This window comes from Neobacillus ginsengisoli (assembly GCF_030813055.1).
In genome coordinates this window covers 321759-338198 of the sequence record NZ_JAUSTW010000002.1, presented here as the reverse complement: position 1 = coordinate 338198, position 16440 = coordinate 321759, and the positions used below count along the sequence as shown (strand labels likewise).

14 protein-coding genes and 3 pseudogenes are annotated in these 16440 nt (G+C 35.2%); 4 read left to right on the top strand and 13 right to left on the bottom strand.

Annotated features, from left to right (window positions below; genetic code table 11):
- Positions 1-285: 285 nt before the first annotated feature.
- From J2S10_RS07115 to J2S10_RS07100, 4 genes are all read right to left on the bottom strand, one after another.
- Positions 286-1473, bottom strand: a complete 1188-nt coding sequence (locus J2S10_RS07115) for a macrolide family glycosyltransferase (protein WP_307405886.1) — start codon at positions 1471-1473, stop codon at positions 286-288.
- A gap of 101 nt (positions 1474-1574) precedes the next feature.
- Positions 1575-1856, bottom strand: coding sequence for a hypothetical protein (locus J2S10_RS07110; protein WP_307405884.1), 282 nt, complete (start codon positions 1854-1856; stop codon positions 1575-1577).
- A gap of 154 nt (positions 1857-2010) precedes the next feature.
- Positions 2011-2511 (bottom strand): NUDIX domain-containing protein, encoded by a 501-nt coding sequence (locus J2S10_RS07105; protein WP_307405882.1) that lies wholly within the window; start codon positions 2509-2511, stop codon positions 2011-2013.
- 227 nt (positions 2512-2738) lie between these two features.
- Complete coding sequence (locus tag J2S10_RS07100) at positions 2739-2960, bottom strand: GNAT family N-acetyltransferase (protein ID WP_307405879.1); 222 nt, start codon at positions 2958-2960, stop codon at positions 2739-2741.
- 563 nt (positions 2961-3523) lie between these two features.
- On the opposite strand from J2S10_RS07100, the gene J2S10_RS07090 reads away from it, so the two are divergent.
- Complete coding sequence (locus J2S10_RS07090) at positions 3524-4441, top strand: PhzF family phenazine biosynthesis protein (RefSeq protein ID WP_307405877.1); 918 nt, start codon at positions 3524-3526, stop codon at positions 4439-4441.
- 306 nt (positions 4442-4747) lie between these two features.
- Here the strand turns inward: J2S10_RS07090 and J2S10_RS07085 are convergent, their stop codons facing one another.
- On the bottom strand, positions 4748-5404 hold the full coding sequence (locus tag J2S10_RS07085; RefSeq protein WP_307406767.1) for a VanZ family protein: 657 nt from the start codon (positions 5402-5404) through the stop codon (positions 4748-4750).
- Positions 5405-5536: 132 nt separating this feature from the next.
- Here J2S10_RS07085 and J2S10_RS07080 point away from each other — a divergent pair, with 132 nt between their 5' ends.
- The gene (locus J2S10_RS07080) at positions 5537-5800 is read left to right on the top strand and encodes a hypothetical protein (protein ID WP_307405875.1); all 264 of its coding nucleotides are present in this window, start codon (positions 5537-5539) and stop codon (positions 5798-5800) included.
- A 248-nt stretch (positions 5801-6048) separates the two neighbouring features.
- Here the strand turns inward: J2S10_RS07080 and J2S10_RS07075 are convergent, their stop codons facing one another.
- Entirely contained in the window at positions 6049-6660 is a 612-nt protein-coding gene (locus tag J2S10_RS07075) for an FMN-binding negative transcriptional regulator (RefSeq protein ID WP_307405873.1), read from the bottom strand.
- A 197-nt stretch (positions 6661-6857) separates the two neighbouring features.
- Positions 6858-7760 (bottom strand): DMT family transporter, encoded by a 903-nt coding sequence (locus J2S10_RS07070; RefSeq protein WP_307405871.1) that lies wholly within the window; start codon positions 7758-7760, stop codon positions 6858-6860.
- A gap of 162 nt (positions 7761-7922) precedes the next feature.
- Between J2S10_RS07070 and J2S10_RS07065 the strand changes: the two genes are divergently transcribed.
- Positions 7923-9299, top strand: coding sequence for an aminotransferase-like domain-containing protein (locus J2S10_RS07065; protein WP_307405868.1), 1377 nt, complete (start codon positions 7923-7925; stop codon positions 9297-9299).
- A gap of 750 nt (positions 9300-10049) precedes the next feature.
- On the opposite strand, the gene J2S10_RS07060 is transcribed toward J2S10_RS07065, so the two are convergent.
- The 3 genes and pseudogenes from J2S10_RS07060 to J2S10_RS07050 form a co-directional block, all read right to left on the bottom strand.
- Positions 10050-10160, bottom strand: coding sequence for a DUF1259 domain-containing protein (locus J2S10_RS07060; protein ID WP_307405865.1), 111 nt, complete (start codon positions 10158-10160; stop codon positions 10050-10052).
- 17 nt (positions 10161-10177) lie between these two features.
- Positions 10178-10606, bottom strand: a complete 429-nt coding sequence (locus J2S10_RS07055; RefSeq protein WP_307405863.1) for a hypothetical protein — start codon at positions 10604-10606, stop codon at positions 10178-10180.
- 238 nt (positions 10607-10844) lie between these two features.
- Positions 10845-11438 (bottom strand): annotated as a pseudogene (locus tag J2S10_RS07050) (glycosyltransferase); the annotation flags it as partial.
- Positions 11439-11455: 17 nt separating this feature from the next.
- Here J2S10_RS07050 and J2S10_RS07045 point away from each other — a divergent pair.
- Positions 11456-11725: pseudogene (locus tag J2S10_RS07045) on the top strand (IS110 family transposase); the annotation flags it as partial.
- A 2-nt stretch (positions 11726-11727) separates the two neighbouring features.
- Here J2S10_RS07045 and J2S10_RS07040 read toward each other — a convergent pair.
- The 3 genes and pseudogenes from J2S10_RS07040 to J2S10_RS07030 all read right to left on the bottom strand — a co-directional run bounded on the left by J2S10_RS07040 (position 11728) and on the right by J2S10_RS07030 (position 15975).
- A pseudogene (locus J2S10_RS07040) lies at positions 11728-13197 on the bottom strand (glycoside hydrolase family 32 protein).
- A 63-nt stretch (positions 13198-13260) separates the two neighbouring features.
- The gene (locus J2S10_RS07035; protein ID WP_307405861.1) at positions 13261-14709 is read right to left on the bottom strand and encodes a sucrose-specific PTS transporter subunit IIBC; all 1449 of its coding nucleotides are present in this window, start codon (positions 14707-14709) and stop codon (positions 13261-13263) included.
- Between the two features lie 270 nt (positions 14710-14979).
- Positions 14980-15975 (bottom strand): LacI family DNA-binding transcriptional regulator, encoded by a 996-nt coding sequence (locus J2S10_RS07030; RefSeq protein WP_307405859.1) that lies wholly within the window; start codon positions 15973-15975, stop codon positions 14980-14982.
- Positions 15976-16440 lie beyond the last annotated feature (465 nt).

Sequence of the window (16440 nt, the reverse complement as noted above, 5' to 3'; positions counted from 1 at the left end):
AATGAAAATGGTTAGGAAGTGTCAATACTGATACTGACCTTAATCCAGTCAACCCATTCATAGACTTATTAATTTACGCTCTTCTCTTTTTTTAACGATTGAGCAGGGTCTTCTTAAGTATTGTCATTTTTCAAATCTTTAGGAAACTTATTTTCATGATAGTTTCATAATCAATCTTTAATTTTTTAAATGACGACTCCATTTTAACTTTTCAATTTTTGCGCCCGTTACTTGAGAAAGAGAAAAGAGAAAGCTACCAATAATGGCAGCTGAAAAATTTTAATATTAGATATCATATTGACTTTTAAACTCGAAAATCTCATCAACCGCTTGGCGATACCCGCCTGACTTTTGAAAGGATTCACTAATATGGCCGACAGCTTTATGGAAAGATGGATCGTTCAATACTTGATCAGCAGCTTCACGTAGCTGGTCTGCGGTCAGGCTCTGCATTTGGAATTGAATCCCGGCTCCAATAGAGGCTACTCGCCCGGCAATAATCGGCTGATCTGCGTTTTGTGGGATGACAATGAGTGGAACCCCGTAATAGAGACCCTCATTAGTACTGTTCATTCCACCATGGGTGATAAATAATTTAGCGTATTGGAGCACTTCGGTTTGTGGGACATACTGTTTAACAATGAAGTTATCTGGAATATCTCCCAAATCCCCTAGTTGGTTTTGTTTCCCGATAGACATGACAACGGTATGATCAGTGTTGCCAAATGCCTTAAAACAAAGCTTATAGAAATCAATTGCTTGGTTAAAGACAGTACCTAGTGAAATGTAAATAGGCCTCTTTCCTGCGATGGCAGCAAGGTCAAAATCTTGCGGCCATCGTGAAGAGATGGATGGACCAACAAATTTGTAGGTTTGGTCAAAAGCTTCACCAAAAGGTTGAAACTCTCTAGTTGTATAGACGATCGTCATGAGTGCCGGATTGCAAAAAACTTCATATGGAGAATGGATTTCCACATTATATTTTTCCTTGATCTCTAAGATCAGGTTTTGATAATCATCGTGTATTTCTGCCGGTACGTTTTGAGACAGACGTTCTAAGATTCTCTTGAATGATATTTTTGATTGTGCAAACGATGTACAAGAATTGATGGCTGGAAGCTTAAGGATCTGGGCAAGCAGACGTCCGCAGCCAAACATGGAATCGTGGATGATGTAATCAAAATGCTCTCCTTTGATCTGTTCCAGAACGCTGGGGATGACGATATCTGCCGTTCGTAAAAGACCGTTGATCCTTTCGAGTAAATAATTTCGTCCGCCTGAGATAAAGGCTTTTAAAATTTTGTCACCGTCAAGTGTTCGTACGACCGCTCCCGTTCTCTCAATCCGATCTCGATAAGCTTCAATCGTAAAGTAGACGACCTCTTCTCCACGATAAATAAGCTCTTTCACAACGCCAATGGTTGGATTAATATGTCCTTCTGATCCAGCATTAATAAATAAAACACGCGACATTTCTACCACTCCTTAGATAAAAATATTCTCTAGATTGGGTCCCCTTTATTATTAGAAACGCCCAAGTTAAGCAGAAATAATTTTGTTTAAACTTCTCAATACTATTGAAGAGAAATATCTTTAAATTCCTTAAAAATTGCTAATTCCTTGGTTACGGTATCCTTCATTTTTATTCCACACTTCTCACTGCATAACGCAAATATACCATCAGTTCCTTGTAATTTGGCTTCTGAATCTCTTGCAGTTACAATCATCGGGACACTTGTGTTACGAGTGTGTAGACCTATTTGAATAATTTTCCCTTCATCTTCAGTGTAATCAATACATTCAGCAAACTTAACACTTAGCCCAAATACTGGTTTGTTATTACTAATTTTTTTCATACACCAGGCACATCTTAGCATATATTCACCTTCTATTTCCTTAATTTTATTTTGTAAGGATAAACTACATAAATAGTTCTAGTTAGTGCACTAAAAATGAATTGCAGCAGCAGTCCCAATCTTAAATTCTTGCACCCGTTTGTGGCACAAGGTTTCAATTAATATCCCCTAAATAAACTGGAGATTTCACATCATTAAAATGCTTTATAATATACTTTATTAACTCTTTAGGATAAACCCTGTATTGAAGTAAATCATTAATATGTATCCATTCAATCCCTACTTGATGACTATCAGGATTAGTGGGTTCTTTATTACTATCTGTTTCATTTACTATTTTGCAAATAAAATAATACTCAACTTGGTGAACATTAAAATCGAATGAAGAATGTTCGTGATTTTTCCCAATATACTCACGAATATGGAGAAGTTCTCCGATTTCTACTTGTTGTCCAACTTCTTCAATACACTCTCTTATTAAGGCATTATGAATTGTTTCACCGTGTTCTTGTCCACCGCCAGGAAAAAGATAAAAATAGCCCTCATTATCTTGATTTTTTGTCAGTAAAATCTTATCTCCACTAATTATAATACCTTTTGCCGAGTTTCTGATATGCACTTGGATCCCTCCATTAAACTTGATCACATTCTGCATGTGCAGCTGATCCTTTTTAAACTGTTAGCCTGTTGAAGAAGGTATTTAAATTGTTAAGTCCATTCCTCAGTCAACAGTCCATAAATAATATGATCAACATAATGGTCATATAACCTTTCAGCTTCTCTTAATCTACCTTCTTCTGTAAATCCTAATCGTTCAGGTAGTGCTCTACTTTTTTTATTTTCAACCGCCACTCTGACTTCAATTCGATTAAGCCCAAGCTCTTAAAATCCATAATCAATAAAAGACTTGAGTGCTCTTGTCATTATACCTTTTCCCTGAAATTTTTCACCAAGCCAATAACCAATAACCCCTATTCTACTTGTCTTATTTAGTTGGTTAAACCCTATAGTACCTGCGATCTCTCCTTCATAAAGGATAAGAACTGATTTGGGATATCCTCCGGTTTCCTCCATTTCTCGTAGTCTAGATTTAATCGTTTCCACAGTATCTTTGACCTCTTTTATGTTATCAAGCTAGCCAAGCCATTTTTTAAGATATTCTTTTGAACTTATAATTAAATTGAAAAATTCCTCTGCATCATCCACATTGAACAACTTCAAAGAAACTTGGTCATCAATTTTTTGTATTATCAAATCCCCCCTGACCTATTTGAATGTATTACTTCAACAAAAAATTTGTTTTTTCCTTCCTAAAGTAACCTGCCAGTTACTTTAAGTACATTCCTCCACAATCTCCATTTTTTAACATAAACATCCAAACTAACTACCAAGTGTTTTTCCACAATCTGGCCCAATACAAAAAAAGCCTTCTTTAAGAATGGCGCCCTATTGCTGAATAACCATAAAACTAAAATTATGTTTCTTTGATTATGTCCTTCCAGTAAATCCAAGCTTTTAAATATTCCTCTAAATCATGTGGATGATGTCTAATACATGTTTCTATCCTGAGATATAACCCAATAAGCACTTGCTTATATAATAGTTGTAAAATTCGGTATATAAGGGTTATTCTTTTATTAGAGTTTTTATTGAAAGGAGAAAAGATAATGGAGGAATTATCTTTCGTTCTAGTCGACGTTTTTACTGATCAAAGGTTTGGAGGTAATCAACTGGCTGTATTTCAATCCTCAAAACCACTTGCTACAGATGTAATGCAAAAAATAGCTCGGGAATTGAATCTATCAGAAACAGTGTTTATTTTCCCACCTAGCGATCAGACCAAAACAAAAAAAGTACGAATCTTCACTCCGCAAATTGAGTTGCCAGTAGCAGGTCATCCAACAGTAGGAACCGCATTTCTCTTAGGACTTGAAAATTGGGTAGAGACAGTACAAGGGGTTAATGAGTGGATTTTGGAAGAAGGAGTAGGAGATATTCGCGTAACTGTTTATAAAGAGCATGATAAAATCACAAAGGCCGAAATGAGTCAGCCGATCCCAATATTTGGAGAAGTGTATCATGACACCCAGGTCATTGCTGATCTTTTATCATTGTCTAGTGACGAAATAGATACTAACTTGCCTATTCAAACGATTTCATCTGGTGTCCCTTTCTTATATATTCCTATACGTTCACTAGATGCCATGAAACGTATCAACTTCCGAAATGATGTGTGGCAGCAATCTTTTTCAGTTAATAAGGATACGCAACATATTTTCGTATTCACGCAAGAAACCGTAAATCCTAGTTCAACGGTACATGGCCGTATGTTTGCCCCTGCCATGGGGATTACTGAGGATCCCGCTACTGGTAACGCTAGTGGACCTTTAGGGGCTTATCTCATCGAATATGCAATCATTCCATTCAATAAAAATGGAACATATACCATTCGTAGCGAACAAGGTTTAGAAATGGGTCGTCCAAGTTTTGTTGATATTTCTATCAGTAAAGAAGGAAATGTTTATAAAAAAGTCAAAATCGGAGGAGCTTGTGTGAAAGTAGGGGAAGGAAAAATTTTTATATAATTGCGTTAATGGATGCAAAGTATTTACATTAAAAGTGACGCAGAAGACATACAAAAAGGACCGAAAAAATCGGTCTTTTTTACTCTAATTTCTCTTCCAAAAATCTTCTTTTTTATTCCACAATCTGGCCCTTTACATAAAGAAGGAGCGCATTTCTTATTCTGGAATTGCGCCCGATTGCTGAATATGGAAAATTTGAAAAAACTACCTCAGTTATTTGACTAAACACCCATTAAGTTTAATAAGAAACAGACACAAGTATCACGCTATGACTAATTTGAAGAAAGCAACCATTTTTGTTTTAATCTATATTTCAACTTCATTATTCTTATCAAACAGTTCCGATCTTCCAGAATTCAATTTTTGTAATATTTTTATTTGAAAATGATCAATTAATTTAAAAGTAAACTTATAAATAAGATATCCAACTGTAACACCTAGCACATTGCATATTACATCATTAATGTCAGTGATTCGTCCCCATCCCCCTGATAACATCGTCTCTACTAATTGTAAAAGTTCAATGCTGACTGATATCACAAAACCTAACAACATAATATTTTTAAAACGTTTAAATTTATTCCATATTAGTGGTGCTAAAAAGCTTAAAGGCATCAGTAATAAAATATTGCCACCTACATTTCTTACAATCAGTCCAATCATAAATTGAGCATCACCGCCATAAGCAATACCAATTTGACTGATACTTTTAATAATAGATACAAGGGGCATAACATTTATTGAACGGTATATATTTTCAGTATTTGAATGAAACCCTATTGGTATAGGAAATAAAGTCACAGAAACAACCATACATATGTATATTACAAAAAGAAATACAATAACTTCCTTTAACCAGAAAACCTGTTTCTGGTTTTTATATTTAATCCATAATAATATAAGTCTTCCCAAATAACATATAAATCCAAGCACAACAATTAACCTTCCGCTAAGCAAAAGCATTATTTTACTCATTCCCCTCTACCATTCTATAATACCCCTTTTGATAAAGGTAAATATTCACTGCTCCTAGTAAAGCCTTTTAATAGGAAAGCCTAAATGTATAAGAAAGGGTTAAAACTAGGAGGTAAATTGGTGATGGAACAACAAGGTAAAGTACTACTTATTACTGTTTTCTTTTTATTTTTCACAGCAAACAATATCTTTGCACAAACTAACAAGCCAAATGATTCAATAAAAGTTGAATATCTGTATCCTGCCAATAAAGAAAAAGTATTTACTGAAACTGTAGATCAATTTTATGGGGCATTAAGGAACAGAAGTTATCCTGTTCATCAAGAGTTTTACAGAAAACATATAGAGTTTACAAAAAACATAAGAATACACATGGAAACATAGATACTGCTCTTTTTAAAGAAATACCGTACTTCAAAAAGAGCTCCCTCGGCATCTTATACTCCCTACATTATTTGGATCGCACTTGAGTAAAAACGTTCTAGAAGTGTTCCTTTAATGTAAACACTTCTCCGTCATAAACTTCTATTACCTCATGTATTCCGTCACTGAATTGATCTAAAAGAAGTTTAACAAAAAGAACAGTAATCCTTATTGGATCAACACTCCCGTTAGTGCAGTAACATTCAACGTTATTTTTTTAGGTTTGCTTTCATTAATAATGAAATCTGTTGCTCATCTGTATTTGAAATCTGTTCCAGTTGATTAACAATTAATTCTTGTCTCTGCAATGGATGGTTTTGACTTAACTTTGCTTTCCCTTCTATTTTGTTGATTTTTATTTTGAATCCTTTAACTCCTTTGTTCATACCAGCGAGAAACTCAGCATCTACATCTTGCAACCTGTATGAACTGTCAGGAGCTTCGTACTTCAATACCATATCATGTAAGGAGCTCATTAACTCATGTTCATCCTCTAATAATTCGACTTCTCCGTAAACATGAACGGTCACATAATTCCATGTTGGTACTGCTATATCCGTCTCATACCAAGATGGGGAGATATAACAATGCGGACCATGAAAAATAGCTAAGACGGTTTGATTTTTGATATCTTCCCACTGAGGATTAGGACGAGCAAAATGTCCATATAAGTATGAATTATCCTTGTTCAGAATTAACGGTAAATGAGTCGCAAAAGGCATTCCATTATGTTGAGAAAAAAAAGTTGCAAAACTATGTTTCTTCATAATGTCGAAGGCGAGTGTTTCGTCTTTAATTTTAAAATGTGCAGGAATATACATGTTTTTTTCTCCTCTCAGAATCTTTTCTTATAATTAAATTTATAATTACTCTATAAGATAACCGTTTTTTAACCACGATCTTCTTTATCAATGACAACTTCTTCATCTAATACAATTCGGTCATTCCATAAGCTATATGCCCTACGATTCATTCCTTTTCATATTTAATTATTTAGCTATCTCAATTGAACATGCAGTTAGTTTTTCTCTGATACAGATCCTTTTTTTGATACGGGAGCATTTTTGCCTAATATAACAGAAAAGACAACAATCACTGCTATTACAAGAGTGAAAAATGTGATGGATTCATCTAGAAATACTGTTGCAAATAGAATCATCAAAAATGGTTGTAAGTATTGAATCTGACTAACTCTTGCTATTCCGCCCATAGCCATTCCGCTATACCAAGCAACATATGCTAGAAATTGACTAACCACTGCGAGATAAATAAAACTAACCCAAGCTCGTAAAGGGGCATGGAGCATTTCAGTTGTAAGGCTTAGCCCAACTGGAATAATGAAAAATGGAGCACCGATCATAATTGCCCAAGCAATCACTTGCCAGCTACCTAATTCTTTCGCTAATCTCCCACCTTCTGCATAACTAAGTCCAAGTATAATCACTGCTGCTAGTATAGCTAAATCGGCAAATTGTAATTGACCGAACCCAAGATGAAGTGCATACACAATTACAGCTAAAGAGCCGATTATACTTGAAATCCAGAATTTGAGAGAAGGGATTTCACCAGCTCTAAACATAGCAAATCCGACTGTGGCTAATGGTAACAGGGCTAATTCCACAGCTCCATGAGAAACAGGCAAGGATTCCATTGCCCTAGAAGTGAGGATAGGAAATCCTAAAACTGCACCAAAAGCAACTACGAGTAGACTTTTGAATTGGCGAGGAGAAGGGAGTTTTTCTTTTCGAACAATTAATACCACAGCAACTAAAATAGCGGCAACAACTGTTCTTCCTAAACCGACGACCATGGTCCCAAAATACTCTACTGCAATCCTTGTAGAAGGGAGCGTTAAGCTAAAACAAATAACACCTACTAATCCCAACAATAATCCAAATTTCTCTCTGGTTTCTCTCTGCATCTTATCCTACCCCTATCTTTTTATTTTGTATCACATCTGTACCATTTTCTACTTTTCTTAAAAAACAGTTCTGATATAATTAAAATACTAACAGGTACATATAATGAAAATAAACCGTTTGTTTACCCATCTGTACCAGTACAGTTAAAGAGGGATCAATGTATGAGCTCAAAATATATCGAGATAATGGAAGAAATTAAGCTTCGGCTAGCAGATGGGGCGCTTATTGCAGGGAGTAAACTCCCTTCTGTTCGTCACCTATCTGAGTATTTTTCATGTAGCAAAAATACGATCATTAAAGCATACGCAGAACTAGAAAAGGAGCATTTAATTTATTCTGTTCCTAAAAGTGGCTACTTTGTTGTGAATGAATTTCAAAATGCGGCGAATGAAAATGACGTGATTGATTTCTTGTCTGCTGGTCCAGATAAAAACGTTATGCCTTATGTTGAATTTCAACATTGTATGAATCAAGCAATTGAACAATATAAAGAAGAACTTTTTACCTACTCTGATCAACAAGGGCTTTACTCATTACGAGTACAGGTAGTGAAATATTTGCAGAATTTACAGGTGTTCACTCAACCTGAAAGAGTAGTCGTTGTATCTGGCTCGCAGCAAGCCCTTAATTTATTAGTTTCTATGCCATTTCCAAATGGAAAAAACAATATTCTAATTGAACAGCCTACTTATTTCGGATTTATTGAGTCCATCAATTTGCACCAAACTACTACTTTTGGAATTGAGTTATCGATGGAAGGGATTGATCTTGATCGTCTTGAATACATTTTTCGAAATAATGATATAAAATTTTTCTATATTATTCCGAGGTTTCACAATCCACTTGGACATTGTTACACAAATAGCGAAAAGAAAAAAATCGTTGAGTTAGCTGAAAAATACGATGTATATATAGTGGAAGATGATTTTTTAGGAGACCTTGATCCAAATGCAAAATCAGATCCTTTATTTTCTTTTAATCCTTCTGGGAGAGTGATTTATATTAAAAGCTTTTCGAAAATTTTTCTCCCAGGGTTAAGGATTGCTACTGTCGTTCTTCCTACATTAATGATTAACAATTTTTTAAGATATAAATTTAGTTCGGATTTTAATAGTTCAGCACTTTCTCAAGGTGCGCTAGAAATCTATTTAAAAAGTGGTATGTTTAATAGCCATCTCAAAAAAATAAAAGAGGTATACCGTACTAAAATGCAAATCCTTCAAGAAGCATGTGTATTATTACTACCGGCTAATACTCATTTTTCTAAACCGTCTTCAGGATTCTATCTATCCATCAGTTTGCCCGAGAATGTGACAGCAAAACAGGTAGTTCATATGCTAAACGAGCAGCATATATATGTTGATGATGCCTCTAGAATGTTTTTACCAGAATATAAAAAGGAAAATCTCCTTCGATTAAGCATCTCTCAAGTGAACGAAAGTCAAATTAAACTAGGGGTAGAGCGATTGGCTCACTGTATTGCTTTAATTGACAGTAGAAAAAATCATATTACTCCAAATAACTTATTACTCTTTTAGTATGGGGAAGTTTATAGAAGGGTAGCATCAGGATTATGCGGATTTCCAACGCTAAGAAAATATGCTCAAAACGGTTGTTTATGTGACTTAGAATTTGAGCAATCATTTGAAACATATTTACTCTCCAAATCTACAAACTTTTAAATAAAATAAAACCCTCTCAAAACGATGATTTTTGAAAGGGTTCTTCAATTAACTTGCCTCCGAAGTATTGAAAACTGCTCCATTAGTACCTTCTTGAACTCCCTGCCCCGTTAAGTACAATTCTTCACAAACTCTCTATACTAATGTTAATTTAAATATCCAATTTTGTTTGAGATTCTATTATGGAATGAACTTAGGTGCTTCCTGTAAGCCTGTTAGCCGTTCATATGCCTGTAACATATCATGGATTTTCATATTAATCAGTCTTACTCATCCACTGCTAACCTCACATTAGGTGATATACACATTTCTATGTATTGCCATTCTAGACCCGTACATTCAGAAGTTCGTCAGCTTAACCTTTTACTGTAGGTTCTTTTGCATTCTCACCATATTCATTCAACTCAAGCATCATGATTTACACCACCCCCTCGGGTAGGCTTTCGTCAGCCAAACTGATACGGTAAATTCTTACGCCTTTTTGCCGAGCTTATAACACTATCATTCTTACTAAATCAAGTGCCATTCGACGCAGAGAGAGTCCTTCAAGACGTTACTCCATCATTTGACTCTTCGATATAATCCTTCAATTCCTGAAAAAATTGTCTAACTTTTATCTGTTTTACCCAGTGCTTCTCTCAGGGCATTTGCCAACTTGAAAAGAACGTCATTTGCCCCAAAATGCATAAAGAACAGACGTGGATTCTCTGTTAACATGTGATTATGTAAAGCAGTTACTTCAATACCATCGATAGACCAAGAGGATTATGCTGAAAAACAACCTGACTGACAGGTAATCCAAAATTACCCGAATTACTTTGTACAACACTGTTTTTAAAGGTAGATGATAGACTGCTCTCAAATTTCGCCATTTTAGATATTCCTGTGCTGAATATCATTAAACAAAGATTTTGTATGACAAGGAAACTAAAAATATGCAGGAGCGTATGTTTGATGCCGCTAATCGGTAAGCATAAGTATTTTCCTGTATTAGGTTCGCTAACTGTTATTCTCCCTGCTTGAATATGAATTTTTGCCCTTTTAATGTAGCTCATAAAACTAAACCCAACGATTCCTTCGATCTCATCCTTTATTATTGCATCGAAATCTTTCCCTTTGTGCTCCATTAAAAATGTAATAAGTTTCTTTGAATTGCCTTCCAATTACTCTCCTTCCTCAACAATTTCATTTTAATAACAATATCCATACAGTTGAAATACAAATAAATTATCGACAATCATTCAAAAAAGGAATGACAACATTTTCCTGATTGACACCAAGTAAAAAAAGCCTGAGCATTTGCCCACGCTTTCTTAAATAGTAGAATTAAAATCCAATTTTTTCACAAATTCTACAAACTCTTTAATTACTTTAGTCTCAAGAGATTTTTCATGATACAACATCCATGTTCTTCTTACAAATAAATAATTTAGTGTATTTCAGCACTTCAGTTTGTGGAACATAATTTTTGACAATAAAGTTTTTAGGAATCTCCCCCAAATCAGATATTTGGGCTTTTTCCCCAATAGACATAACAACAGTATGAACAGTGTTCCCAAATGCCTTAAAACAAAGTTTATAGAAATCAATTGCTTGGTTAAAGACAGTACCCAGTGAAATGTAAATTAGGCTTTTTCCCTTGATTGCGGTAAGGTCGAAGTTTTCTTGCGTTGATCGTAAAGAGATGGATGGACCTACAAATTTGTAAGTTTGATCAAATGTTTCTCCAAAGGGTTGAAACTCCCTAGTTGTATAAATGATTGTAAGTAGTGCAGGGTTACAAAAAACTTCATAAGGAGAACGGATCTCAACATCATATTTTTCTTTAATTTTTGTTTTCAGGTTTTGAAAATCATCATTTATCGTTTTAATAATTTCTGTTGGGATATTTTGTGAAAGATGTTCCAACATTTTATCAAATGATGCTTTTGTCTGTGCAAAAGAGGTGCAAGAATTAATTGCCGGAAGTTTAAGTATTTGTACAAGTAAACGTCCTTAGGAGGAACCTTACTATGAAGTTTAAAATACAAAACAAACAAAATCAACTAATAGAAAGAATTTCCGTTAAGCACCTTGTTGTTGGTGTGGATATTGATCAACAAGTACACGTAGCTCGAGCCGTAAATTTTCGTGGAATTGTAGTCGGAGATCCACTTACATTTAAAAAAAATGAAGAGGGATTTGTTAACTTTCTAATATGGATTAAAAATCTTCAAAGATTAAATAACCTGGATTCAGTTATAGATGGAATGGAACCTACTGGACATTACTGGATCAATCTTTATCATAAATCCCATTTGGTAGCATGTAGCAATGCTTTTCCGCCCGTTGTAAAAAAGCGAATTTCTTTACTGTCTTCCTTAGGGAAGATCCGGTTTGTAAATACTTCTTCTCCATCATTTATAAAAATCTCGACAGAGGATGTGTCCACAAACAGGTGAAATTTAATTTTAGATGCATCGATAAAGCATTTTCTAACGGTTCCATACTGGTCCCCTACGGATTCACCCGAAAATGTTCGGTCTAAAATGACCTTTTTCTGAACAGCATCATACTTAATAATGGTTTTCTCGTAATAACCAGCCCTAAACTGGACTCCAAATTCTTTTGCATCGAAATTTTCAAACTCACAAATCATTTCGAAAGATGTTCCTGTAAAGGCATCATACATTTTCTTTTCCTAATGAATAACTTCTTTAATCTCATGTTGCTGTTTGCGAAGTGCTTGAAGCTCTTTTACTGGTTGTTGAATTAGTTTGCTTTTCCGAATCGATAATTCTCTTGGCAATGTCAAACAATGAGCCCACCCGTTTTTATCGGTAGGGTAATCAATTTCCGGCATTCCCATCCAACCTACTAAAATTCGCCGACCATCCGCTTCCATCATCGTTTGGGGTGCATAAAAATCAAATCCTCTATCAAGCTCTTGGAAAGGAGCGTGGGTGAGTGTTAGTTTTTCTAAATCCAATTTATCTCCAAGAATATAACCGGATTGATAAATATTTTTAAAGTGATCTTCTTTCGGCTCAAGCCCCTGTGGTGAAAAGATCAAAACACCTTGGTCCTGTAGTTCAAAATAATCTGGACATTCCCACATATAGCCAAAATTTATTAAATTGGTTTTCAGCTCCCCTTCGAATTTCCAATTTAGCAAATCCGTCGAACTATATAATACCACACAGCCTGTTTTATTTTCCCGTTGCGCCCCAATAACTGCATAGAATTTATTACCCTCTTTCCAAATCTTAGGATCACGGAAATGATCTGTATATCCATTTGGAACATCACGAATAACTGGCTGTTCCAGTTTTACTATTTCCCCTGCTTTATCCATAATGGCAAGACGTTGATAAGGATGTCTTTCCCAATCTTTATCGCGCGTGTTTCCGGTATACAATAAATACAATTTTCCATCATGTTCAATTGCACTTCCAGAATAGGCACCATGGCTGTCATAATCATCCGTTGGTTCAATCCCTATCCCAACGTTTTCCCAATGAACTAGATCCTTTGATTTAGTATGATACCAATATTTTAACCCGTGCACGGGACCAAGTGGAAACCACTGATAAAATAGGTGATACTCACCGTTATAATAAGAAAAACCATTCGGATCATTCAAAAGACCTGTTTCAGGTTGTATGTGAAATGTTTGACGCCAATTGCAATCGCTCACTTTTAATCGCAATTTTAGAAGTTCTTTCTGACTTACTTCTTCTATATGGCGGTAACGCTGTTCTTTTGTCCATATCATGTTAGTCAAACTCCTTTTAAGCAATAAAGGAAAATCATTTGATTCCCCTTCCATTTCTATTGGTTATGCCGCTTTCTTTTCAAGACCATGAGTATTTTTTTTAGCATCTCGTTTAGCTAACACAAGCGTTAGGAAGAAAGCAATGACAATAGAAATTCCCATTCCAATTACATAATAAACAATAGAAGCTGGTTTAATAGAAATAATTCCAGGAAGTCCTGCTGCACCAAGTGCTACTGCCCTTACCTTAAAGAAAGTTACAAATGCAGAAGCAACCGCCGAACCAATAATGGCTCCGATAAACGGGTATTTAAGTTTTAAGGTGACACCAAACATAGCAGGCTCTGTAATACCTAAAAGTGCAGAAATCCCAGATGCAGATGCAATGCTTTTCATTTTTTTGTCTTTGGTAATAAGAAAAACGGCAAGGGTTGCTGCACCCTGGGCTACGTTAGACATACTTGCAATTGGAAATAGGAATGATCCGCCCGTTTTGGCTACATTAGCTACTAACTGAGTTTCAACTGCAATAAAGCTTTGGTGCATACCAGTAATAACGATTGGCACATAAAATAATCCAAAAATCCCTCCGCCAACAAAGCCTGTTGTGTTATATAACCAAACGATTCCATCTGTGAAAAGATTACCAGCAGAGCGCGTTAACGGACCAACAAGAGTGAATGTTAGTACTCCAGTTATTAGGATAGATAATAATGGTGTTAAAAGATTATCCAATGAGGATGGAATGACTCTTCGTAAGTTTGTTTCAATTTTCGCTAAAATGAAAGAAGATGCAAGAACAGGTAAGACGGTTCCTTGGTATCCAACCTTTTCAATAGTAAGACCGAGAATATGCCATGCAGGTACCTTATGGGCTACTAATGCTGCTCCATATCCATATGCATTTAACAAATCCGGATGAACCATGATCATCCCAAGTGCGGCTCCTAAGAAAGCATTTCCGCCAAATCGTTTTGTGGTAGAAAAGCCAATCAGCACTGGCAAGAAGACAAAGGCAGCGTTTGCAAATGTATTAATCATTGCAGCTAAATCAGCAATACCTGGATTTGCATCAATCAATGATTTCCCATGTATAAATAAATCTTTTGCGGTTAATAAGTTATTAAGCCCCATTAATAGACCGCCTGCAACAATGGCTGGAATGATTGGTACAAAAATATCGGAAAGTAATTTGACAAGCTGGAGGAGCGGATTCTGTTTTTTCGCTCCTGCACTTTTCACCTGACATGTAGACATTTCAGTAATTCCTACTAGATTTACTAATGGCTTATAGACCTCGTTAACAATTCCTGCTCCTAAAATAATCTGAAATTGTCCAGCCGTTGAAAAGGTTCCTTTTACTACATCCAAGCTATTTAGTGCAGCCTGATCAATTTTTTCTTCATTTTGTAATACTAAACGCAGCCTTGTTGCACAATGTGCTGCAGCTGAAACATTTTCTTTTCCTCCGATTGCATTTAATATGGCATGTGCAATTTCCTTGTGATTCATAATCATTCTCCTTTATTGTAAGTTCTATTTTAGCACCGGTTCCAATTCGTTTTAAAAAATAAAAACTTACAATAAACAGAGGAACCGGTTCCATAAATAATAAAAATAATAATAAAAATAATAATAAAAATAATAATAAAAATAATAATAAAAATAATAATAAAAATAATAATAAAAATAAAAATAAAAATAAAAAACTTGGTAAAAATCCGATTGGAACCGGTTCTATATAAATAATGATTATTTTCGGAACCGGTTTCAATAGGATTATTACTCATGAACAAAAAGATTGCCAACGCTTTCTCTTTCAATTATTTTATATTTTGACAAGGTTAATAGTTCGGTTTCTTCCCCATTTACTAACTTCACCATATTTTGCGCTGCAACTTGCCCTGCTTCTTTGTAATAAAACTTAGCTGTGGTTAAACCAGGATGAATGACTTCTGTAACCTCATACCCGCCGAAGCCAGTGATCGATATATCAGCCGGCACCCTAATCCCTTTTAAATAAGCTGCTTTTATAGCGCCTAGCGCAATGTTGTCTGTTGCACATACTAATATAGAGGGACTAAATTCATCAATTATGGACGGCACCTTTGTGATTGCTTCTGCTATTTTAAAACTTGTTTCATAATATTTCACTTCACAGCCTTCTACCTCTTGAATCGCTCGTTTAAATCCTTCTTTTCGATTCACCCCAACAGCAATATCCTTTTCAGTTACTCCCAAGAAGGCAATTTTTCGGTGACCATTGGCAAGGACATATCGCCCTAATTCGTAAGCTGCTTCAAAGTCATTATGAATGACGCTGTAAATATTCTCATGCTGTTGGCCGACGAGCAATACGGGTATTTGCAGCTGATTAAATGCCTCCAAATGAGTAGCCGTTATTTGGGTAGCCAGCAGGATAATCCCCGCCACCTTTTGCCTGGCCATGCTGTAAATATTTTCGATTTCCCGTTTTAAAACTTGGCTAGTATTAGATATTAACATTTGGTAGTTTAATTCCCTTAATTGCTCGTCAATGCCAATTAACGTTTGCGAAGTGGCATACGAATCAAGTCGAGGCACAATTGTCCCAATAATATTGGGTTTCTTTGCTTTTAAACTTTGGGCAAAAGTATTTGGAATATAACCGGTCTCTTTTATAACGCGTTCAATCTTTTTTTTAGTTGACTCGCTAACAGATCCGCCATTTAGATACCGTGAAACTGTACTCTTTGCAACACCTGCTAGTTGAGCTATGTCGGAAATTGTTTTTATCATTATTTCATCCCCATTTTCATGCAGCACATATCTATATTTTAATTCTTTGGTATGAATTTAACTTTTTACATTTTTTATAAATAAAACCATTAAAAATTTGTTTTAATTATTTTCCCTGTACTATCTCCAAGTATTAACTCATGTTCCACAGGTTATATCTATTTTATCCTAAGTATAAAATGATTTTTTTCATTAAGAAAGGCTTTTAGATTTGTTATCGTTGATTTTATTAGTGCAAATCATATAAATAATTTTGAAGTGTAATTTTCACTTTTTATTATTACCCTATAAAACCGCCGAAGCGGCAGGGGTGAGTGAAAACACCGTCACCAAAGAGTGTAATGACCATGACTATATTCCTACACCACAAGTACAAAAAAACTATTGCTGATGACTCTTATGTAACCAAACTTTCGAGAGTCCACTTATTTCTTTCTGTCGAATGCCATGCATTTCCAAAAATGC